Here is a 22816-nt window from a genome sequence, read left to right on the forward strand (position 1 = left end):
TTTGATTTTATTATGAATTGTGGTGATTCCATTATAATTCAAAGGTTAGGGCTCTTCAATGTTTTATATCATAATATCATGCATTTACTGATAATTTTCACCTATTTATTCAATCCCGAAAGTTGAGTTATTAAAAACAAATCGTCTTAGATAGTCACTGATCGCTTTGACATATCGATTGAACAGGTAGCTTTGATATACAAGCTACACTGGGACATTGAATTTAATTCCCGTGTGAAAACGGTATATTACTGCTTATTACTTTTTTGCAAAGAGCACGAATAGTTTGATGGTTCAAATTCTATCAGGACTCATCACCTCTTTCTTTTTAGCATCTACGACCACGAACAGTACAGGGAACCGGTTCGTATTCGCCGCGTACAACAACTTCGTAATAACATACGCAATGAAGCTAACCCGCCGTGTCAGAGTAGTTTACGCCTCAAAAAAACTAATATTTCCGAGGGCGAATTGAATCAGCAATCTGCTGCAGAAAAATCAGTCCCACAGCATCAGAAACAGAATACAAAACGCCGAAAACGATTAAAGATATCCTCCGCAAAATCTTAACCAGACATCAAAATTGAAAGTGAAATATTTACTGTAGGTCTTGTGGTATCTGGCGTTTGGCGAATTCCTATCAAGGAATTTACCCAAATGTTTAATTATACCCAAAGCTGAAAAAATGTAGTTGACATTGCCCTACCGGGAACGCTGTAGAATGATCCGGATAAAAACTAAAACTTTACTTACGATGTTTTGTTTAAGTACAATATTTATGGGGTAAATCATGATAGTAGTGGAAAAGTATAAAGATGGTTCTGCAGCCCAACTCTCAAATATCAAAAAAGCGAAACTTCCAGGACGTATTCAGCGGTTAAAAGAAAAATATCTGCAAGTAAAACCTAGTATAACTGTTCATAGAGCTTTGGCATTCACCGCTGTGGCGCGACAGTATCCTGATTTACCAAACAACCTCCGTAGGGCTCTAGGATTCAAAAAATCCTGTGAAACTGCGCCAATGTTTATCCAGAATGACGAACTTATTGTGGGGCATCCTTGTGGTAAGGCACGGTCTGGTGCTTTTTCTCCGGATACTGCATGGAAATGGGTTCGTGATGAAATTGATACCATTGGTACTCGACCTCAGGACCCATATGTCATCAGTGATGAAGATAAAAAGATACTCCGTGATGAGATTTTTCCTTTCTGGGAAGGCAAATCTCTTGATGAGGCCTGTGAGGATGCATTTCGTAAGGAAGGTCTTTGGGAATTTTCTGCAGAAGCATGTGTGAGTGATCTGACATATCACCATACAAGTGGTGGTGGGGATACCAGCCCGGGGTATGATATTATCCTCTTCACCAAGGGTGTAAACGGTATAAAAGCGGACGCTGAAACTCATTTACAGAATCTGGCTAAGGCGAAAAATAAAGACCAGGAGAAAGTAAATTTTTATCAAGCGGCTATTGAAACCTGTGAAGGTATCTTGATTTACGCGAGCCGTCTCTCTAAGTTTGCCATGCAACTTGCAGAAAAGGAAGAAGATCCAAAGCGAAAATTAGAGCTTAAAAAGATTGCAAAAGTCAATGCTCGTGTACCAGCAAACCCACCTGAGAGTTTTCATGAAGCATTACAATCGATATGGACGATACAATCATTGTTCATGTTGGAAGAAAACCAGTGCAGTACTTCACTTGGCCGTTTTGATCAGTATGTTTACCCGTGCTATGAAGCGGATAAAGCGGATGGTAATCTCGATGACAACATGGCTTTTGAGCTTATGGGTTGTTTCATTTTAAAATGTTCTGAAATGATCTGGTACACCCCAGGGGGAACGGCCAAATATTTTGCGGGTTATATGCCGTTTGTGAACATTTGCGTGGGAGGGCAGAAGCGTGAAGGGGGGGATGGAACAAATGCACTCACATATTTGGTTATGGACGCTGTAGCACGGGTGGGAGTCTATCAACCGTCACTTGCATGCCGCATTCACAACCAGTCTCCGCAAAAATACCTGGAAAAAATTGTTGAGGTTGTTGAGTGCGGTGGGGGAATGCCCGCCTGTCATTTTGATGATGCACATATAAAAATGATGTTGAGAAAGGGTTTTGATTTTGAAGATTCTCGAGATTATTGCCTTATGGGATGCGTGGAACCACAAAAATCAGGGCGGATTCATCAATGGACAGCAGGAGGTTTTACTCAATGGCCTATTGCCATCGAGTTTGTTTTTAATCGCGGTATTATGACCTCATACGGCAACAAACTAGGTGTTGATACGGGTGATCTCGACCAGTTTAGCACCTATGAAGACTTTGATGCCGCTGTAAAAAAACAGCTTGATCATATCATGGAGCTGACGGCAAAAGGAACAGTTATTAATCAGAAAATAGTACGTGACATGTCACCAACGCCTTATATGTCACTCTTTGTTGATGGCTGCATGGAAAGTGGAAAAGATGTAACCGCTGGTGGAGCTGTTCTGTATGAAGGTCCAGGTACCATTTTTGCGGGACTTGGAACCTATGCAGATAGTATGGCGGCTATCAGGAAGCTGGTTTTTGACGACAAAAAATACACACTTGTTGAGATCAAAAAAGCTCTCGATGCCAACTGGGAGGGGTATGAGGAGATACGTCGTGATTGCAACAATGCTCCTAAGTTTGGTAACGACGACGACTACGTAGATAGTATTACAGCAGAAATTATCGATTACACCGAAAAAGCAATGAATGGATATAAGTCGCTCTATGCACGGATGATTCATGGCACTTTATCTCAGTCATTTAACACTCCATTAGGAGAGATGGTGGGCGCAACCCCAAACGGCCGTGTAGCTGGTGCGCCCCTGTCAGATGGTATGAGTCCTTCTCAGGGTGCAGATAAGAAGGGTCCTACTTCTGTTATAAAGTCGGTTTCTAAACTGAACGTGGAGTCGATGAGTCTTGGCATGTCACATAATTTTAAACTTATGCGAGGCTCCCTGGATACCAGTGAAGGAAAGGCGGCTTTGATAACCTTGTTACGTACTTCGTCAATCTGTGGAAATGCGCAAATGCAGTTTAATTATACCGATAATAAAGTACTCCAACTTGCACAGGAAAATCCGAAAGACTACCGAGATCTTATGGTGAGGGTGGCAGGGTACAGTGCTTTCTTTGTAGAATTATGTAAAGAAGTTCAAGACGAAATAATCAGTCGAACTGTGTTGGAATAATGGCATTACAATACTACTGTTGAGATATAACAGCAGTATTCGATATTAATAGCTGGAGACGGTCAAGGCCGTCTCCGGTTATGGCACTCGTTGCAATAATCTCTTTCACCCCAGCATTTTCAAGAAAACGTGTGGCAAGAGTACTATTAGACTTTTCTTTATCGATTTTAGAAAGTATCCCGATAATCTTACGGTTAAACATGGATGCAAATAGTGGGGGAAAAAGACAGCTAATTCTGGTTGTATCCTGTACAAAAAAAAGAGTGTCGCAATCTGCTGCTGATGTGATCAGGGCATGATAAAATCGCCTGTTTTCCAGAAACTCACCGGGAGTGTTGACAAACCTGCCGAAGTATTCCACGGCCATGGCCCGACGGGGAGTGTAGACATCTTCTGAAAGCGCTCGGATCAATGAGCTCTTACCAGAAAAAGTCTCTCCGATAAGCATTATTTTGTTTTGACGTACCTGTCGCACCGTATACCTCGGCCTTAAGATCTGGTCAAGTCTGACGTAGTGTACTTAAGTACACTGCTAAAATACCTTAGAACTTCCTCAACCGCCGTCTCAATGCTTGAAACATCACCAAGCAGCAAAAGAGAACCTCCAAACCTGTCGAGAAAACCAATCTCAACATCCGCAGCCTTAGTTGCAACGTCTGCTGCGATTATGACCCCCTCATAAGGGGTGATGGTGAGAATACCGATGGCACCAGCTGATTCATTGTCTAGACCAAGCTTGAGGTAGATTGAGCGCTCAGGGCTTGCAATAACGTGGGCCAGTGTTATCTGTTTTCCTGGAACATATTCCTGTATAATTCTTTGCTGTGGCTGACTATTCAAATCAATCATGGTGAGTTGGCAGTAAAAATTAGCTTACATTAAGTGTGGCTTGAGTTCTTCACTTGGCGAAGGAATGACCACATGGCTATGAACAGGTCCAGCCTCACCAACGCCTGCGACACCGGATTCAACAGCGGCCCTAACTGAGCCAACATCTCCGGTCATGGTCACGTAGGATTTACCAGCAAGACCTGCTGCCATACGAACTTCAATGAGTTGAACTTCGGCGGATTTTGCAGCAGCATCGGCTGCCAAAATACATGCGGCCGTGGTGTAGGTCTCAATAACACCGAGGGCATCGATCTTAGGAGCCACTGTAGTACCACTCATTGCTGGCAGAACATCGGGATGGACGCTTGGAATAGTAAACGAGTCTACAGTCATATCTGCGCCAAGTTCACGGCCAACTTCCACTGCGCTTTGAACTGCACTGGTGTCGCCCGAGATTATGACAATATAACGTCCCGGACATGTTGGACGCGCTAACACAATCTTAACACTTGCACTTTTCACCATTTCATCTGCGATATGCATACCCCATGCAACGCTATTTAATTCTACGCAACCTATAGTGCGAAAATCCATTTTAATCTCCTTTGTCAGGCTCTGATGGTTACTTTGCCATCAGTAATTGATTCAACCACACCGGTAATACTTGCGTGAATTCGTGCACCCATGGCACCTTCTTTTATCTCTCCAATCAGATCACCTAGAGTTACTTTGTCACCTGCCTTTACGATACAGATAGCTGGAGTTCCAATATGTTGAGAAAGGGGAATTGTGACCTTTGAACTTGTTGCTTCACCGCCATATTCCGCATGAGCTTCATATTTTCCAAGATTAAGTCGCTGGATAAGGCGACTGGTTGGGACTGCGCGATTTTTTCTAAAATTATTGATTTTGGGAGGATTGTCTCCAGCTTGCCAGGTGACTCCAGCTGCCATCAATACTTTCTTAATCTGCGCGTTAATTTCTCTTGGCGAGATCATCATGGGACATGCAAATTTTTCACAAATCCCGCATTCCGAGCAGAGTAGCGCTTCTTTGGCTATTTCTGTGTCGAGTTCTTGGGACTGCATCACACGCATTAACTTGTGCGGGTGCAATGAGTGGCCAAGTAGATTTCGCGGACATAAGTCAGTGCAGCGTGTACATTGGCAACAGACAGTATTGGTGATTCTTCGGATTTTATCGGGATCCTTCACCTTGCCAGCAACAACTGTGTGATCTGGTGGCAGTACAAGGAGTCCACTGGTTGTCTTGGTGATTGGTTGATGGATGTCTTGCAAAACACGACCCATCATTGGACCACCATCAACGACGCGGTAGTCAGAGAGAGTAGGGCCGCCAGCATACTCCAACACTTCAGAGACCTCCATGCCAACCGGAACCTTTATCACCATAGGATTTTTAATATCTCCGCTCACAGTTAAATAACGGTGGGTGAGTGGTTTACCCTGCATGGCATTGGTAATATTAAAAAGAGACTCTACGTTACTGACAACGACCCCAACCTGGAGTGGGATACCACGCTCAGGTACAATCTTGCCAAGAACCTCATACACAAGAACCTGCTCATCGCCTGCGGGATAAAAATCTTCCAGCACGAAAACGTCTAGACGCCCTGTTGTGTCATGTGCAACCGCCTTTTGTACTGAAGCAAGAGCCTTGTGGTGTTTGCCTTTTAAGCAGATTATACCTTTTTTCGCCCCTGTACACTCCATGAGTGTGTGCAGACCCAGAATAACGATATCAATTTCAGCTTCCATGAGGTAAGGGTCACTCATGAGAAGAGGTTCGCAAGATGCACCGTTTACAAGTACAGTCTCTACAGTTGCAGCGGCCTTGACGTGGGTTGGCAGACCTGCGCCACCTGCACCTACAACACCTGCTTGTTTTATTTTCTCTATTATTTGATTATTCATCAAATCCTCTATTCAAAAAACCTTATTTTTCCCTGGTTAGCCTGGACAACTTGAATGTTACTCATGGCTTCACCAAGCCTGCTGTAACAGGTCTACGATATCACTGTGAGATGGTCTTCGTGGATTACCCTCTGTGCAGATATCGTTGAGTACGTTTCCGGCAATAGTATCGAGATGTGCTTTAAATTCACTCTCTTGGATTTTGAGAGCTCCAATGTTGTTAGGAATATTCATGCTACTGTTCATTTTACAAACCGCATCAATGAGACTTGCTGTACCCTCTTCAACTGTTGCAGCAGGGAGGGAGAGTATTTGTGCAATTTTCTGGTAGCGGATACCAACGTCAAAGCTGTTAAAGCGAATAACATGCGGAAGAATAACGGCATTGGCGAGACCATGTGGCACATGGAAAATTCCACCAATACTATGGGCAATACTGTGGGTGATTCCAAGACCGCTGTTATTAAATGCCATACCAGCCATACAGGATCCAAGCAGCATGTTCTCTCTTGCTTCCATATCGTCGCCACAGTTATAAGCGCGGAAGAGATATTTAAACACGTAGCGAATGGCGTATTTTGCATAGATAGAGGTGAATACATTCGCCTCTCTTGAGGTGTACGCCTCAATTGCGTGAGTCAGTACGTCCATGCCGGTTGCTGCAGTCACCGAAGCAGGAAGCGTTCTGGTAAAACGTGCGTCTAGTATGGCAACATCTGGAAGCAGCAGTTCATCACTTATGGGGATTTTTATTTCGTTTTGTTTATCGGTAACTACCGCAATACTCGTTACCTCAGAGCCAGTACCACTTGTTGTAGGAATAGCTACAAGTGTTAGCTTTATGGGGTTTTCTGAAGCTTTATGGGCAAAATAGGTAATAGTTTTTGCCGCATCAATAGGAGATCCACCGCCAAGTGCAATAATAAGGTCCGCCTTGTTCTCTAAAAAAAGTCTGGTTCCTTTAATAACAGTGTCAAGAGATGGGTCAGACTCAACGTCTGCAAAAACAACGTGAGGAATTCCGTTTCGATCGAGATGGCTTTTAACACGGTCTACAAAGCCAACTTTTACCATAAACTCGTCGGTAACGATAAAGGCCTTTGTGGCATTAAGATTCTCAAGGGCATCCATGGCATCTTCGCCATAACAAATTTTTGTTTTGCCGCAAAACTGTGTCACCAAAATCTCCAATATATATTCTGTTGGGTAAACTACAGAAAATAGGCATAGATCAGAGGGGAGGATGATCTATGCCTATGGTTCTTATTTGCCTAGTGATTTAGGAAGAATAAGTTCTACGTCACGGTGAGGGCGTGGGATCACGTGAACACTTTTAAGGTCTCCAACACGCTCAGCTGCAGCAGCACCCGCGTCGGTTGCAGCTTTTACAGCCCCAACATCGCCACGAACCATAACAGTAACAAGACCACCTCCAACTTGCTCACGACCAACAATCTCTACGTTTGCAGCTTTTACCATTGCGTCTGCTGCTTCAATCGCTCCAACGAGGCCACGGGTTTCAACCATTCCTAGTGCATTCATCATTACATTCTCCTTAGTGTTTTATTCCAGAGAACCTGTCATATAGAACAAGAAAACTGGAAGGCTTTTAACATCAATAGTTTTAGGTTAGTACCAGATGGTGCACGAAGAGAAACCTTCGAGGTACTTACCCGTCAGGTAAGCGATAGACTCCGAGCGAGTACTAAAAAAGAATCCCGCTTAAGTCCCGTTAACCGGGGTTACTTTATTACTCGTTAATTATGTTCTTCTTGGCTTAGATATTTTTTCTGAGAGTGTCTACTATTTTGATACTTATGTTTTTTAAGATCTCTGGGTCGTCAATTCCTAATTCTTCTTTAGCCATTGCCGCAATACCGTAGAAGAGTCGTTCCCTATCTTCTTCATCTGTCATTTTTGAGGCGGTCTCAGTTTGTTCTGGGACTGTGGTGCAGTCCACATCGCTGGGCGCTTCACCATAGACGATACAGATTTTTCGTTTCTTCAATTCATCTTTTGCCCCCGAAGTCAAAATCATGTTTTTAGTAACATAGATTGTTGCACAGGCCTGGTAGATATAAGAGTCTAGGTTGTTGACTGCTACGAGTTGTTTTTTCATGATTTATTGTATTCCCTTTATGAGAGATCTGACCACTGAATCGTTGGGGCGTGGAATGACAATTGATTCAATAAGGTTTTTGCCAAGAATTGATTCAGCTCTTTGAGTTGCATCTTTTACAGAGGCAACATCTCCACTGAGTACGAAGTATGATTTTCCATTAATACCCTGTCCTGTGACAAGCCGTAAAAGCAGGACATCTGAGTGTTTTATTGCACTGTCTGCTGCAACTACTCCCGATGAAACATTGCGACACTCAACAAGCCCCAGCGCTCCACCAGTATGGGTTACGCTACCCTTTTGCAGAACGTGTAAAAGTTGGGGTGAGACATTTGAAATAACAAAATTTCCAACAAGTGAATGATCCGAGTCCTCTGCTAGTTTCACCGAAGTAGCTACTGCATCACGGCCGCCTGCAATGAAAATTATATACCTGCCAGAGCAAATCGTAGAGGCTCTGACAAGTTCTACATCCGCCTCTTTCATCATTGCATCAGAAAGCAGGACTCCTGAGGCGATAGTTCTTGTTTCGACAACACCAAGAGTATCCATACGATAAGATTCCTTAATCAGCTTTCGCTGCCATCAATGATGCCAACTATGACAGCATCAACTGGAGTGTTTGGATTAGAGAATGCTTCACGTGCAGAGCTACCAAGGGTGACAAGTACCTCTTCACCAATTCCAGCTCCAACACAGTCAACTGCGACAAAACTATCAAATTCTTTGTCCGTGGTCAGGTCTGTACGACGGACAATCATGAATTTCAGTCCGTTGAGACTTTTTTCCTTCCGTGTTGCCCAGACGTTACCGATAACTTTGCAGGTAATCATGAATTGCGATTCCTTATAAAGACTTTTGAATTGTGATGTTGAGCTTGTTAGCTGTCTCTTTTGCGAGAGGGGTAACCTTGCTGGTGCGTGATACTACCAGTGTTGATGCTCCTCTTTGCGCTGTCTCGTTGATGGTCTTCTCTGTTATAAGTTCTTTCCAAAATCTGATGGACTCAGGTTTTATTTCGTGAAAAGAGACAAGGCCAAAAGATTTCAGAGTGTCTTGGTACGACTCATATAATCTATAAAGCGGTCCAGGTGCGGTCTCACTAAAGTTCTTATATTCAAAGTCTAAAACCTCTACCTGAGTACCCTGCAGCAGAAGAGACATTACCTCTTTCACATATAAGCCTTCCGCTCGTCCTGCAGCCAGGTTAGCCATGTTATTGCAGGAGAGAGAGGGGAGGATATATCGACTCACTGTTTGGGGCTGGAATTCTTCTCCGAAATACAGAATCGCAACCTTATTACCCACTAACGCTTGAATTCTTTCAGTTACATCTGAGTCTCTTTGACTGAGAACCATGCAACATTCTTTCGTTGGTTTGGCTTGTATCTGTTGTATTACGTTTGCTGTAATGGTTCGGACAAGATCGTCGATTTCCATGTTGTCTATCCTATACCGCACAGTTAAGCGCAATGCCGAGTGGCGTAACTAAAAAAGGATTCGCTGGCTTGAAAACGGGCAGGCCGAGTTCCTTTTCAATGATTTCTTCCATGTTTGTTAAACAGCAAGTGCCTCCGACCAGATAGATTTCTGAAATATCATGTCCGGCAATGTGTGTTTTGATAATGGAGGCCATTTTTTGGATAACCGGTCGTACAATGGTAAGTATTTCATGATGCCGGTCGACCTTCATCTTGAGGTCTTCTGCCTCGGTAAATGAGATACGATAGTTGCCAGCAAGAACAAGCGATACATGGGTTCCACCCGTTGCTTCATCGGCTACGTGTGTCACCTTGCCGTTTTTGAAGATAGAGAGACCGGTAGTGCCACCGCCAATATCGACAATGACGCCGTTTTCAATGCATAGAACGGCATTTGCAGCTGTAGGCTCGTCAAGGATTGATGTAACCTCAAGTCCAGCTCCTTCAGCAACATAACTGTGTGTAGAACAGTCTTTTTCGCCAGTTCCTGGCGGAACAGCGATGGCAGCGTGGGTTAACTTTCGACCGAGACGCTCTTCCAACTGTTTAACGAGTTTTCGTACAATCTTCATGGCGCCCATGAAGTCAACGACCAACCCGTCTTTAATCACTTGGGCAAACTCCATTGCGCATCCCACCGGTTGTTTTTGCTCGTTGAGTACGACCACAACAATATATGCAGTACCAAGGTCGATCCCTACGTGTAGCTTCTCGTTAGGATCAACAGCAAGAGTCTGCTCAAGGCAGTTTTCTAGGGTCTGTATATTTTTATCAATTGTGCTAAAGTCCACTGCTTACTCCACTACAAACCATTGTTTTTAAACCAACTAACAACCCTGAATACGACCGGAAACAGTCTTGTTCCAACCAGCACTATTTCCTTCATCCGGATCTATGTGCATGGCAAGTCTGAAATCCTTGTTTACACGAATAAGCACGTTGTTGAGGCTGATAGGGCGCTCTGTATCGAGGTGAACACTTACTTTATCCATATCAGTCACACCTAATCTTGTGGCTTCATCCGGTGACATGTGAATGTGACGAGCAGCTATGATCACGCCTTCTTCAACGCCAACAATTCCGGTGGTTGAAGCCAAAACAATTCCAGGAGTGCCCTGGGTGTCTCCTGACTGGCGGACAGGGGCGTCAATTCCGAGGGTTCTTGCGTCGGTCTGGGAAATTTCAATTTGTGAGTTTGGCCTTACAGGCCCAAGCACTGCAACGTTATCCATGACTCCTTTAGGACCGATAAGCCTAACCCTTTCTTTGCATAAAAACTGTGCAGGTTGAGAAAGTTCGCGAACAGGCGTCAGGGGACCTCCAAAGAGTGCATAAGCATCTTTTTGGCTGAGGTGTACGTGGCGCGCAGAAAGCTCTATTGGAATAGGCTCACAACTGTTTTTAACACGTGGTGCTTCTTGTCGGTCATTGCCTAGTTCTGCGATTACATTTTTCAGAACTAATTCTAGGACCTCGCTTATGGCTTTATCGTTCATGTGCACTTTCTTTGTCTTACGTTGCCTGCCTTCACAGTAGAATTCAATGTAAAGGCAGGGTTCTCAGCTTAGCTGTATAAATATCCCGGGGTGGTAATTAGCCTTCGGTTTTTGGAAGGATAATTTCAACTTCACCATGTGGTCGTGGAATAACGTGAACACTTACAAGCTCACCAACAATAGATGCCGCAGCAGCGCCCGCATCAGTTGCAGCTTTTACAGCACCAACATCACCGCGAACCATAACGGTTACAAGACCGCCACCTGCGAGAGATTTACCAACGAGAGTAACGTTTGCAGCTTTAACCATTGCATCAGCAGCTTCAATTGCGCCAACGAGGCCTTTGGTTTCGATCATTCCGAGTGCGTTAGAAGAGGACATTGTTTTCTCCTTAAAATTTGGTGTTAACTTTTATTCATTAACGGTTTTTCTAAACAAAAATAGTCTGTAATTTTTTAAACCATGTTCTTGAGTTGTTGGACGATCATTTTTGTGATCGCATCAACATCTATCTCTTGTTTTTTTGTCTGTACTGCTGCAGGTTGCGCACAGACATTGCCTGAGTCGTATGCAATTCGCCTGATATTCAAGAGGTTGAGTGGAGTTACATTATCAGAAGTAGAACTTCCTCCAAGAGTACCGCAGCCGAGCGTCAATGCGGGGAAGAGACCGGTTGAAATACCGACAGCCCCATGGGTAGAAGGTGTGTTCACCAGCATTCTGGAAACTGGTTTTTTCATACCGAACTCACGAATGACGTCTTCATTGGTGGAATGGATAGCCAGCGAGTGTCCAACACCGCCGTTTTCAAGAAGGGCATGGCAAATTTCGCAGGATTCTCTCCAGTCTTCAACCACGTAAAAAGCGATGAGTGCGGTGAGCTTTTCTTTGGAAAAAGGAAATTTAGGTCCGACACCTTTTTCATCAGAGACAAGTAAACGAGTTCCTACTGGAATTGTAATTCCAGCAAGTTGTGCAATGTAGGCGGCGTCTTTACCGACAATAGCTGGATTCATAGAGCCGTTGCCACGCTCCATAATTCTTTTTACTTTAGTAAGGTCTTCTCCCTGAAGGAAGTATCCACCGTTGCTTATGACGGCTGCTTTTACTTTGTCAGCAATACATGCATCTGTGATAATGGACTGTTCAGAGGCACATACAGTTCCGTTATCAAAGGTTTTGCTCATAAAGATCTTTGCAATGGCATCGTCAATATTTGCACTACGTTCAATGTATGCAGGTACGTTACCGGCACCAACTCCAAGAGCAGGTGTTCCGGAACTGTACGCCGCTTTAACCATACCAGGGCCACCGGTGGCTAAAATAAGATCAGCAACTTTCATCAGTTCCTCACTTCCCTGAACGGTGGGAACGCTCATAACACTGACCATATCTTCACTGACACCACAGTTCAAAAGAACTTTGCGAATCATATTTACAGTTTCACCGATACATTTTTTGGCACTGGGATGTGGCGTGAAAACAATTGCATTACCAGCTTTTAAGGCGATGATGGATTTGTAGATGGCAGTAGAAGTCGGGTTCGTTGAAGGGATAATTCCTGCAACAACACCCATAGGAGCGGCAATCTCTATGACTTTTCGTACTTTATCATCGTTTAGGACACCGATGGTCTTCATATCCTTGATGGCTTCATACAGCGTTTCACTTGCAAGAATATTCTTTGCTTTTTTGTCTCGTACTACTCCAAACCCGGTTTCTTCAACTGCGAGCTGAGCAAGAGACTCTGCACTCGCTGCCGCAGCTTCAACAATAGCTTTAATAATGTTATCAACGCGCTGTTGGTCATATTCACAAAAGTCTGCCTGTGCTTTTTTTGCTGCACGAACCAAGGAACGGGCTTCCTGCATTGATAATAGATCCTTGTCTACCATGTATTACTCCTCTACCTACTTTGAAACGTTTAAGATGGCTTCTATCAGTTTTTTCTTGGTCGCAGTCTTAATTGTCTGCTTGCTCAGGGAGACACCTTCAACCCCCTCTGCTAACATACGTAACTTGCTGACCGATAATATTTGTAATTCAGAAAGTGTGTAGCGTTGTTGTCCTTGTTCTGGCTCCTTTTCCTCAGTCACAACCTCTCCTGTAGCTGGTGGACTCGCCTGCTCAACTTCAACCGCGGAAACCTCATCCGCCTGAGAGATTTTGGGAGTATCTTCTTGAGTAGACTGTGGCTCTTCATTGTCCGCCAAAAAGATAGCTAAAACATCATGATAGGGCCTTGGGATAACGTGGCTTGAGATAAGCATCGCACCATCAAGACGTCCAAGAGCTGCAATTGCGGCGTCAACGGCAGCGATTACTGCAGATACTTCTCCTGCAACTGTGATGGTAACGAGTCCACCACCCACTTGATGTTTTTCAAGAATGCGAACATCAGCGGACTTTACCATGGTATCTGCGGCTTCGATGGCCGCTACCAGTCCTTTTGTTTCGATTAATCCAAGTGCTGACATAGTTAATTCGACGCTCCTTTACTCATTGCCTGCGTTACAGTTCTAGTGACGAATGACCGCCACAGGAAAATCAAATTTCTTGATATAGTTTTCTATATTTTCCAAGTCTGTGTCACTCAATTTGGGATCACCTTGAATCGGATACTCTACTTCCAGCTGGTTGTACTTATTGACGCCCATTTTATGGTAAGGAAGGAGGTCGACCCCTTTGAAATTTTTGAGGAATTGATACTCTTTCAAAAATTCAACAAGCTCGCTGATTTCTTTTTCCCCATCATTGACGCCTTTTAACAGCGGCATCCTGATCCGTACGTTGTATCTGTTTTCCAGGAGCCATTGAAGGTTTTCAAGGATCATCTCATTACGAACACCGGTGAGTTCAAAGTGTCGCTCAGAGTTCATGTGCTTAACATCAAAGAGAAAAAGGTCTGTACATTTGGCAATCTTTTCAATGACTTTAGGCCGGGCATACCCGCAGGTTTCAATTGCTGTGTTGATGCCTCTCTGCTTACAGGCTGTAAGTAAGCTGACAGCAGCATCGGGCTGCATGAGCACCTCTCCGCCACCGATAGTAAGACCGCCGCCAGAGGTGTCGTAGAACATCTTGTCCTCTTCTACGATCTCGATCAGCTCCGCGATGCTTTTCATTTCGCCTATGATGGCAAGAGCATTTTGAGGGCAGGCTTCTTCGCAAGCCTTGCAACCAAGACAATCTTTATCACGATCGACAATATGGACCCCCTCTGCAGACATTCTATGAATGTTTACCGGACATACCGGGATACAACCTCCACAGTTGACGCACTGTTTCTCTTTAAACATCACCTGAGGCCCGACAAGTTGACTTTCAGGATTTGAGCACCATTGGCAACGTAAAGGACATCCTTTAAAAAACACTATTGTTCGTAAGCCAGGACCATCATACATGTTATATTTCTGTATGTTGAAAATCCGTGCCTTACGTTCAACTACTGTCGTTGTGTTGTTCATAGTTTCAAATCCTTAACAGTCTCTACTCTCGTCTGTCGAATCTTCAAAAATTAGATTTCTTCCAACATGGTACGACTAATGATCTCGTCCTGTACGTCTTTGCAAAGCTCAACAAAGAAAGCACTATAGCCAGCAACACGAACAACCAGATCACGATATTTTTCAGGATTTTTCTGAGCGTCAATAAGGGTGTCATTGTTAAGGTAATTGAACTGCATTTCACCATTACCCATTACACTTGCAGTACGAATCAGTGAAATAATTCCACTTTCACCCTGAGGAGTATCCAACAGACCCGCCATCAACTTAAAGTTGTGGACCATACCGATGTTCATACTATCGGCAGGCATCTTAGAGACAGATTTGATGATTGAAGTAGGACCTTTAAAGTCTGCACCCTGGGTTGGACTGATGCCATCAGAAAGAGGGCTCCAAGCATCACGACCATTTGCAGAGGCTCCAAGGAGTTGACCAAAAGGAGTATTGTTCGAAATGGAAAGAGTACCATGGCTGAGGACAGAGTAGAGTGTTTTAAACTTGCGATGCTCTCGCTCTGTGAAGTTTATAAGGTCAGTGACGATGTAATCAGCGTAATCATCATCGTTGCCGTATTTTGGAGCGGCAAGACAATCAGCTTTTATTTGCTCATAACCTTTAAAATCGGCCTTGAGGGCCTCGTTCAGTTCAGCCAGGGTGTACTTCTTCTCGTCGTATACGAGTTTTTTTATAGCAGCCATGGAATCAGCATGGGTAGCAAGACCACTCCATACGACACCAGGACCAAAGTTGTACATTGCGCCACCTGCTGAAACGTCAAGTCCAGACTCCATACAACCTTCGTACATCATTGACATAAGAGGCTTCGGTGCGAGATCTCTGTGGATACGCTGAGAGATTACTGTTCCAACGCTGGACCACTTTGTGATGTGCTTGATATACTCTTTTACAGCAGCATCAAATTTCTCATAGGTGTCAAAGGCTTCAATTGGCCCCATGTCAGGACAAACCTGCTTTTTATACCAAAGAGGTACTCCGTGATTGAGTGCCATCTCAATACAGATAGGCCATTGGGTATAAGCTGTAGAGGTCCACTGATAGAGACGACCTGATTTCTGCGGTTCAACACAACCCATGAGACAATAATCTCTTGAGTCTTCAACAGAACATCCTTTTGCAAGCATGATCTTAATGTGAGCATCATCAAAGTGGATGGCAGGAAATCCCATACCAGCACGGATAACATCAACTATTTTTTTGAGGTATTTCTCTGGTGATTTATTGTGAACACGTGTCGCTACAGATGGTTGGTACACTTTTACGTGACGAACTGCATCCATGAGCAGGTAGGTGAGATCATTGGTTGCATCAACACCTTCACGGGTTACACCACCTAAACACATGTTGACGAATGGCTGGTAGCCAGCAAAGAATTTAGAAGCGCCTTCACTGGTGACCCACATCATCTCAGACATCTTGATCAACATACATCCGGAAAGGTCAAAGGCCTCGTACTCGGTCATGCGACCAGCTTCGAGATCAGCTTTAAACAGTGGGTACATGTACTGATCCACACGGCCAATGGACATACCGGTCTGGTTCTCTTCTACAACGAGAAGGGACTCAATAGTCCAGACTGCTTGGATAGCTTCCCAATAGGTTTCTGGCTTGTTTGCAGGAACACGGGCGTTGATAGCTGAAATCTTTTCAAGCTCTGCTTTGCGTTTTGGATCGGTTTCTTTAGCGGCCAGTTCACAGGCGTAATCAGAAAGTCTCTTGGCGTAAATCATTACACCTTCAGCTGTATCTATGAGAGACTTGTAGAAGTATATCTTGTCCATGTCATCTGGATTTTCGTAATCCAGTCCAGCCAATTTTTCGTTGGCTTCTTTGACAATGTCAAGCATACCTTTTTTCATCAGGATAACGTCGTATCCAGGATTTGAATCACCGCCACCGTTTGTTGCATGGTAGGAACAATCGGTGACGTATGATTCGCCAGAGAGCTCCCACATACCCGCTTCTCGGTACTGCTGTTCGCAATACTCGTCTACAGACAACCCTTCCCAGAATGGAAAAAGCTCTTCTTTCATGATCTTTTTATCTTCTTCAGAGATACAAAATGGATCTTGAGCACGAGTTCCGATGGTGTCGATTTCATCTCTGACCCAACGCCAGGCGATATCGGGGGAAAAAGCACCAGCTCTAGGTGCACCACAGGGGGATCCAACAATAAGTTCATTGTCTTGAATAACCAGAGGCGCAGTTTCGCAGCAATGTTTAAACGATTTACCGCGGAGAATTGCCTTAGGAAGACCTGGATTCTCTTTTGCAATCCTGGTCATTGCGCGTGCCCTGTGGGTGGTAATGGTCGGAACTTGCTTTAGAAAGTTTTCTTTGAGTTTCACCTGACGTTCAGTGGGGCCATTAGGAATTCCTGTGGGCACCGGACCAATCGTACTCTGTGGTTGAACTGTTTTTTTGGCTACCTCTAAAGAGATGCCTTCAAATATCTTTTTTAAAGAAGCCCGCTCGTCAGGAGTCAGGTTTTTTGTTGCCTCTGCAAGCTTATTTGAAAAATCGTTGAGATCCACTTTGCTTCCTCCAATTAAGAGTTACATTTCATCTATTTATCAGCAGGGTCGTTCAAGGCATTGATTGCTTTTGCCAAGATGTTTTGTAGTGCCTGCACTTTTTTTGAATCAAAGGTTTCACTGAGATCCATGCTCCCGATAGGGGATGTTGTTTTGTTAATACGGCGAACAGCAAGAGACTCAAGCTGTCTAACCCCATACCCAACCTTACGTATATAGATCAGGTTCATGGGTGATACATTATCTGAGGTGATTCCACGGCCTGTAGAACCACTACCTAGTGTCATAGAGGGAAACAGGTTTGTTGTTGCTCCCATTCCGCCAAACGAAGCAGGAGTGTTTACAAGCAATCTGCCTACAGGTTTTTTTAAGGCGAATTGTTGGATGACTTCTTTATCTTCTGAGTGAATAACCAGAGTGTGTGAATTGCGTTCGTGTAATAAGAGCTCAATACATTTTTCGCAGGCGTGCAGCCAATCAGCTTCGACATATAAGGCGAGAACTGGAGCCAGAATCTCTTTGCAGTATGGATCGTTTTCGGACACGTATTTACGTTCAGCTATCAGAACGCTTGTATTTTTAGGAAGTGGTAACCTGGCTCTTCTGGCAAGTTCTTCAATAGAAAGTCCGACCATACCTTTTTTACGCTGTCCGTCTGGTGAGAAGAACAGTGCGGCGAGGCGGTTTGACTCTTCTTCGGTCATGAAGTAGGCGTTATGGGCGTGTAGAGTCTCACGCACTTTATCAGCAATGCAAGCGTCAGCGACTATAGACTGTTCTGCAGATGGAGCGTTGCCATTATCAAAAGTCTTACTGGCAATGATGTCTTTTATCGCCTGCTCAATGTTGGCCGTTCGTTCTATGAAGGCGGGACCGTTACCAGTTCCACCATAAATTACGGGCTTGCCACTCGCCCGTGCAACATCTAGCATACCTGGTACACCTGTAACCATGACGAGTGAGGTTGCCGGGTGATTCATTAGCTCTCTGGTCCCACTTTTACTCACAGGACTCAGATAACCAAGACAACCTTCTGGCAGACCACTTGCCTGAGCAGCCTCGATCATTATATCTAAGACCCTAATGATCGATTTTGTGGCACTGGGATGAGGCGAGAACAGGATTGCATTTCCTGACTTAAGAGCAATAAGGGTCTTGTAGATGGTGGTAGAAACCGGGCTTGTCATTGGACAGAGTGCAACAATAACCCCCACAGGAACCCCAATGTCTGTAATTCGCTCAGTTGGATTTTCGTCGATAATTCCAACGCAACGCATAGAGCGGAGTTGGCTCCTAACCTGACTGCAGACAAATTGGTTTTTTGTTAATTTATCCTGGCAGTTGCCCGCATAGGTTTCTTCATGGGACATGACTGCAAGGCAGTGTATATATTGTTCTGCAGCAGTAACAGTAGCTTCAACAATTATATCGAGTTCTTCCTGGCTAAATGTCGCAAGTTTCTTCTGCGCTTCCATGGCATTTTCGGCCATAATTCTGGCGTACTGGATGGAAAGAAGGTCGTTATCGATAATCATGATGTACCTCCTCCTGCCTGTTTATCCTTTGCAATCTTGCAACCATGTCCAACCCCTTTGGTGGAGACCTGAACTTATGCCAACAGTGTTTCGATGTCGTAGATGTTTGTAATCTTCTTCAGGTCTGGATGTGGAGTGGGGATGACAAGTGAACTGTGTACTTTGGCGCCCATTTGTTCAACGGCTTTGACACCAGCCTCAACAGCTGCCTGGCAGGCACCAACGTCACCTTCAACGAGTACAGAGATATAACCTGAAGCAACGTTCTCATATCCTATCAGGGTAACGTCAGCTGCTTTAGACATAGCGTCAGCTGCTTCAAGGACGAAGACAAGACCAAAGATTTCTATCAGGCCCATTGCTTTGGGTCTTTCAGAGCTACTTCCTTCAGGGGCATCTGGAATTGCGTGGACTGAAACAACATCAGCAACTGCTCTGATTGGCCGAGGCATCACATTTTGAGCGGTTACTGTCCCAATTTTAGCGGCGGCAGCTGCACCAGCTTCTACAGCAGCTTGGACAGCAGCGACATCACCTTTCACCATTACTGCGACGAGAGTGGAGCCAATATTTTCGTATGAAATCAGCTCTACATTCGCTGTTTTCAACATAACATCAGCACCGCCAATGGCCGGAACCATTCCAAGAGTTTCGATAAGGCCAAGTGCCTCTTCGCCATAATACCTCATATGATCTCCCACTGTATTTCAGTAATGTTTTATTAGTTCGCATTGTAAAAATTGGTATGCACAACAAATTTCAGTAACCGGGCTAATGTACAACGTTGCCCATACTGGAGAGTCAACAATTATTTTTTAAAAAGTTATTGGTGGTATTAACTTGTTGAAATGAAATGCAAAAACAACTGAAAAGTGGAAAAAGTACATAAAAACGGTCATATGGTACTGATTATTGTTATCGTTTGCTTTTTAAACATTCAAAAAAGTTCCAGCCCGTCTCTTTTCATAGCCATATACATTGATGGGTAAATTTGGACTTCAAAACAAAATGAAAAAAATAAACCACATGGAAATAGTTATATATGTACGTATTGATCTGGTCGTACCAGCAATACAACGATTCATATTATAGTTGGGCAAACGTGTGGTATGACCAATCTATGAACCATCGTCATTGAATTTATTTTGAATTGATAAAAAAAAACATTTATAATACGAGGTATGACATAACTATTTGATAATACGTGTTTAGTGAGCTGATCTACTGTTTTTATTCCTTACGATATTGTGATTCAATCTTCAAAAATGACAAAAATGTCGTTGACCTTCCCCCTAAGGGAAGGGGGTATAAAAGGTGACCTTCCTGTTGAGGGGAAAGTGAGGTTTAGTGTTGATTTTATATTGGTAAAACGCCGTTTTAATCTGGGAAATAGAATCTTAATCGTAAGAGGAGAAAACCATGGGGCAAGCATCTGTTGCAGATAATGCAATCATTGCTGGAAGAAGAACGAGTGAGGGTGCGATGAGTGGCGGTACTACCAGTACGGTGACACCCGCAGCCATTGTTGCTAAAAAAGCATTAGCTTCCAGCTTCCGTCGTCGAGGAATCATGGTCGCTCTGTTTTCAGGGCTGTGCTATGGGTTTTATACAGCATTTATGACCCTTGGTATGTCAAAAGGGGTTTGGCTTCAATGGTACGGTGAAAATTCAGGACTATCATCTTTTGCTGTGTTGTATTTACTTGGGGCACTTGGTGCTGCTACCACTGATACCTGCAGTGCTCTATGGGCAATTGGTATCGCTAATGTGCGTGGTCGCTTTGGTGACTTTACCCGCTGCATCAAAACTAAGCCAGGCATGGTTATGGTCACCGCTGCTATTATTGGTGGGCCAATGGCGAGTACGGCCTATGTTGTTGGGTTGCAAATGGCAGGTTCTCTCGTTGTTCCTATCGCGGCACTATGTCCGGCCGTTGGTGCAATCTTAGGTCGAGTCTGGTTCAAGCAAGAGCTGAATTCCCGAATGATGATGGGTATTGTTATCTGCTTTATTGCAAGTTTTATGATCGGTAGCACAGGACTTGGAGACAACGTGCCAGACAACCTGATGCTTGGACTGTTTTTTGGTTTTGTTGCCGCTGTATGTTGGGGAATTGAAGGATGTGTCTGCGGATATGGTACTTCGATGATTGATCCTGAGATTGGAATTACCATTCGGCAGGTGACTGCAGGTATCTCAAACCTTTTCATCCTTGTTCCTGTATTTGGTATGATTGCCCATGTAAATGCTTTTGGCATGGTTGTTCAATCATTTACCGATCCTGAAGCAATTATATGGTTCGCTCTTGCAGGTCTGAGTGCATACGGAGCTTTTATGTACTGGTATAAAGGTAACGCAATGTGTGGAGCACCACTTGGAATGTCTTGTAACGGTACCTTCTCATTTTGGGGTCCGTTCTGTTGTTGGATCGTTCTTGGTGTTGTCTTTGGGATAGATGGCTGGGTTATCCCACCAATTGCTTGGGTTGCGGCAGTTGTCATGGTTATTGGTATCTTCATCATAGCTATGAATCCAATGGATCTGTTCAGAAAAAGTAATGAGGAGGTAGCGTAATATGATGGCTCTAAACTATGCAATTTTGAAGATGTTTACCAAGATTGAAGAAGGCTCTGTAGACACAGTTATAGAATCTTTGAAAGATCATTATGGAACGTTCAAGGCATTTAATAAGAAAGAGATAATAAACGCATTGATGACAGCTGAAGCAAACGGGCTTCTTGAAGAGTCAAGATTTGAGCTGGATGCTAGTAATGAATTGAAGGTGTACTACCGCGCACATGAAGAAGGTGCTGCAACTATTAATAAGTACATAAAGGGTTGACGGTATGTAGTGTCAACGATATAAAAGGGCCGTCTCATTATGAGACTGGCCCTTTTTTTGTCGTAGATAATAACTGGAACCTCATAGAAAAAGGATTTGACGATGAATAAAAAAGATCAGTACTTCATCGGAGACATGAGCCGTCTGTGCAATATTTCTAAAAAAGCATTGCGGTATTATGACGAAATCAACCTTATTTCCTCCCAAAGAGATGACTGTAATAATTACAGATTTTATACAGACGAATCGCTGCTGGCGGTACCCGTAATTAAATATTATAAACAGATGGGTTTTACTCTTGAACAAATGAAGGAATTCATTGAGGGGCACAACTCAAATGTTTTCAAATCAATCCAACGGTGTTTTAAGGAAAAACTTCGCGAACTCGAACAAGAGCAAATTAGCTTACAGAGAAAACAGATTTCTGTAAAAGATTGGTACGAGCTTATTAAAGAAGCAGAAACAGTGATTGAAAACGATATTCATGAAGTGTCTATAAAGTTTGTTGAGCCATCTCGTATTCTCTTTCAGGATCAATTATTTGAAAATAATAATAAATCATCAATCATAAATCTTAAATTTACTAAACATGTTGAAGAGTTAGAGAACGCAATAACCGGTCCGGTCATAATCAACTATTCTTCCTATAAAGACAGGATTGATGGCGAAGATCAAAATATCAAATTATTGCAGAAAACAATTATGTCATGTCGGGATGAGAATCTGTATCAGTTTGGAGGACACCTGATGGTGTCTTGCTACCATATAGGAGCGCATGAAAATATTCGTGAATCGTATTTAAGGATTGAAGAATGGGCCTGTGAAAATGGATATGTCCTTGATGGTGAGTCATTTGAAAGATATGTCACTGACTATTGGACAACAAATAATAAATCGAAATTTGTAACCGAAATTTTGATTAAAGCATCACGTAAGGGGGCGGGGAAGTGAATTTAGTTTTGGTCACCAAGCTTAACAGTGATCGGAAAAAACCATTTCCCCCAAACACTGGGTACCAGTAATGCTGCCCTACATATTTGTTGAATCTTTTAGACATGTAGCATGACTCCAAATTTTACATTCTTCTTGTATAGACGCAAGGAATAATTACTAATATGTTGTACTAATGTTACGAACATTATTCGTATTTATAAACGGTTAGTGGAAATTTCATTCAGAACTTGTCTTCCGTACAATGTACGGCCTCATTTGGTAATTGATTGATGATGAGTAGATGAGGTGTGGAGCATTGGGGGGCATTTACAGAAATTCACAGTTTCGCCTTCACTGACTTACCCT

General features: G+C 43.6%; 23 protein-coding genes. 4 read left to right on the forward strand and 19 right to left on the reverse strand.

Annotated elements, in window-relative coordinates:
- The first annotated feature begins 790 nt into the window (after window positions 1–790).
- On the forward strand, window positions 791–3220 hold the full coding sequence (gene cutC, locus FCL48_RS08920; RefSeq protein WP_136871925.1) for a choline trimethylamine-lyase: 2430 nt from the start codon (window positions 791–793) through the stop codon (window positions 3218–3220).
- A 13-nt stretch (window positions 3221–3233) separates the two neighbouring features.
- Here the strand turns inward: cutC (FCL48_RS08920) and FCL48_RS08925 are convergent, their stop codons facing one another.
- The 19 genes from FCL48_RS08925 to FCL48_RS25745 form a co-directional block, all read right to left on the reverse strand.
- Window positions 3234–3695 (reverse strand): EutP/PduV family microcompartment system protein, encoded by a 462-nt coding sequence (locus tag FCL48_RS08925; protein WP_205747678.1) that lies wholly within the window; start codon window positions 3693–3695, stop codon window positions 3234–3236.
- 14 nt (window positions 3696–3709) lie between these two features.
- On the reverse strand, window positions 3710–4069 hold the full coding sequence (locus FCL48_RS08930) for a BMC domain-containing protein (RefSeq protein WP_136871926.1): 360 nt from the start codon (window positions 4067–4069) through the stop codon (window positions 3710–3712).
- A 24-nt stretch (window positions 4070–4093) separates the two neighbouring features.
- On the reverse strand, window positions 4094–4645 hold the full coding sequence (locus FCL48_RS08935; RefSeq protein WP_136871927.1) for a BMC domain-containing protein: 552 nt from the start codon (window positions 4643–4645) through the stop codon (window positions 4094–4096).
- Window positions 4646–4659: 14 nt separating this feature from the next.
- Complete coding sequence (locus FCL48_RS08940) at window positions 4660–5985, reverse strand: 4Fe-4S dicluster domain-containing protein (protein WP_136871928.1); 1326 nt, start codon at window positions 5983–5985, stop codon at window positions 4660–4662.
- A 69-nt stretch (window positions 5986–6054) separates the two neighbouring features.
- A complete protein-coding gene (locus tag FCL48_RS08945) occupies window positions 6055–7164 on the reverse strand; it encodes a 1-propanol dehydrogenase PduQ (protein ID WP_136871929.1) in 1110 nt (369 codons plus the stop codon).
- Between the two features lie 84 nt (window positions 7165–7248).
- Window positions 7249–7530, reverse strand: a complete 282-nt coding sequence (gene eutM / locus FCL48_RS08950; RefSeq protein WP_136871930.1) for an ethanolamine utilization microcompartment protein EutM — start codon at window positions 7528–7530, stop codon at window positions 7249–7251.
- Between the two features lie 232 nt (window positions 7531–7762).
- On the reverse strand, window positions 7763–8104 hold the full coding sequence (locus tag FCL48_RS08955) for a hypothetical protein (protein WP_136871931.1): 342 nt from the start codon (window positions 8102–8104) through the stop codon (window positions 7763–7765).
- Between the two features lie 3 nt (window positions 8105–8107).
- Window positions 8108–8656 (reverse strand): BMC domain-containing protein, encoded by a 549-nt coding sequence (locus FCL48_RS08960; protein WP_136871932.1) that lies wholly within the window; start codon window positions 8654–8656, stop codon window positions 8108–8110.
- Between the two features lie 17 nt (window positions 8657–8673).
- Window positions 8674–8937 (reverse strand): EutN/CcmL family microcompartment protein, encoded by a 264-nt coding sequence (locus FCL48_RS08965; RefSeq protein ID WP_136871933.1) that lies wholly within the window; start codon window positions 8935–8937, stop codon window positions 8674–8676.
- 13 nt (window positions 8938–8950) lie between these two features.
- On the reverse strand, window positions 8951–9544 hold the full coding sequence (locus FCL48_RS08970) for a hypothetical protein (RefSeq protein ID WP_136871934.1): 594 nt from the start codon (window positions 9542–9544) through the stop codon (window positions 8951–8953).
- 10 nt (window positions 9545–9554) lie between these two features.
- Window positions 9555–10376, reverse strand: a complete 822-nt coding sequence (eutJ, locus tag FCL48_RS08975) for an ethanolamine utilization protein EutJ (RefSeq protein ID WP_136871935.1) — start codon at window positions 10374–10376, stop codon at window positions 9555–9557.
- 36 nt (window positions 10377–10412) lie between these two features.
- Window positions 10413–11081, reverse strand: coding sequence for a phosphate propanoyltransferase (locus tag FCL48_RS08980; protein ID WP_136871936.1), 669 nt, complete (start codon window positions 11079–11081; stop codon window positions 10413–10415).
- Window positions 11082–11178: 97 nt separating this feature from the next.
- On the reverse strand, window positions 11179–11463 hold the full coding sequence (locus tag FCL48_RS08985) for a BMC domain-containing protein (protein ID WP_136871937.1): 285 nt from the start codon (window positions 11461–11463) through the stop codon (window positions 11179–11181).
- 74 nt (window positions 11464–11537) lie between these two features.
- A complete protein-coding gene (locus FCL48_RS08990) occupies window positions 11538–12977 on the reverse strand; it encodes an acetaldehyde dehydrogenase (acetylating) (protein WP_136871938.1) in 1440 nt (479 codons plus the stop codon).
- A gap of 15 nt (window positions 12978–12992) precedes the next feature.
- A complete protein-coding gene (locus FCL48_RS25740) occupies window positions 12993–13559 on the reverse strand; it encodes a BMC domain-containing protein (protein ID WP_136871939.1) in 567 nt (188 codons plus the stop codon).
- 42 nt (window positions 13560–13601) lie between these two features.
- Window positions 13602–14549 (reverse strand): choline TMA-lyase-activating enzyme, encoded by a 948-nt coding sequence (cutD, locus tag FCL48_RS09000; RefSeq protein WP_136871940.1) that lies wholly within the window; start codon window positions 14547–14549, stop codon window positions 13602–13604.
- A gap of 50 nt (window positions 14550–14599) precedes the next feature.
- A complete protein-coding gene (gene cutC / locus FCL48_RS09005) occupies window positions 14600–17140 on the reverse strand; it encodes a choline trimethylamine-lyase (protein WP_136871941.1) in 2541 nt (846 codons plus the stop codon).
- Window positions 17141–17172: 32 nt separating this feature from the next.
- Entirely contained in the window at window positions 17173–18675 is a 1503-nt protein-coding gene (locus tag FCL48_RS09010; RefSeq protein WP_136871942.1) for an aldehyde dehydrogenase family protein, read from the reverse strand.
- Between the two features lie 74 nt (window positions 18676–18749).
- Window positions 18750–19364 carry a BMC domain-containing protein gene (locus tag FCL48_RS25745; RefSeq protein WP_136871943.1) on the reverse strand — a complete coding sequence of 205 codons (615 nt, stop codon included), beginning with the start codon at window positions 19362–19364 and terminating at the stop codon, window positions 18750–18752.
- Between the two features lie 793 nt (window positions 19365–20157).
- Here FCL48_RS25745 and FCL48_RS09020 point away from each other — a divergent pair.
- The 3 genes from FCL48_RS09020 to FCL48_RS09030 all read left to right on the forward strand — a co-directional run bounded on the left by FCL48_RS09020 (window position 20158) and on the right by FCL48_RS09030 (window position 22468).
- On the forward strand, window positions 20158–21249 hold the full coding sequence (locus FCL48_RS09020) for a hypothetical protein (protein ID WP_136872100.1): 1092 nt from the start codon (window positions 20158–20160) through the stop codon (window positions 21247–21249).
- Between the two features lies 1 nt (window position 21250).
- Complete coding sequence (locus FCL48_RS09025) at window positions 21251–21517, forward strand: hypothetical protein (RefSeq protein WP_136871944.1); 267 nt, start codon at window positions 21251–21253, stop codon at window positions 21515–21517.
- Between the two features lie 102 nt (window positions 21518–21619).
- On the forward strand, window positions 21620–22468 hold the full coding sequence (locus FCL48_RS09030; RefSeq protein ID WP_136871945.1) for a MerR family transcriptional regulator: 849 nt from the start codon (window positions 21620–21622) through the stop codon (window positions 22466–22468).
- Window positions 22469–22816: the final 348 nt, after the last annotated feature.

Origin of the sequence: Desulforhopalus sp. IMCC35007 (genome assembly GCF_005116575.1) — a bacterium.
Taxonomy (GTDB): Bacteria; Desulfobacterota; Desulfobulbia; order Desulfobulbales; family Desulfocapsaceae; genus Desulforhopalus_A.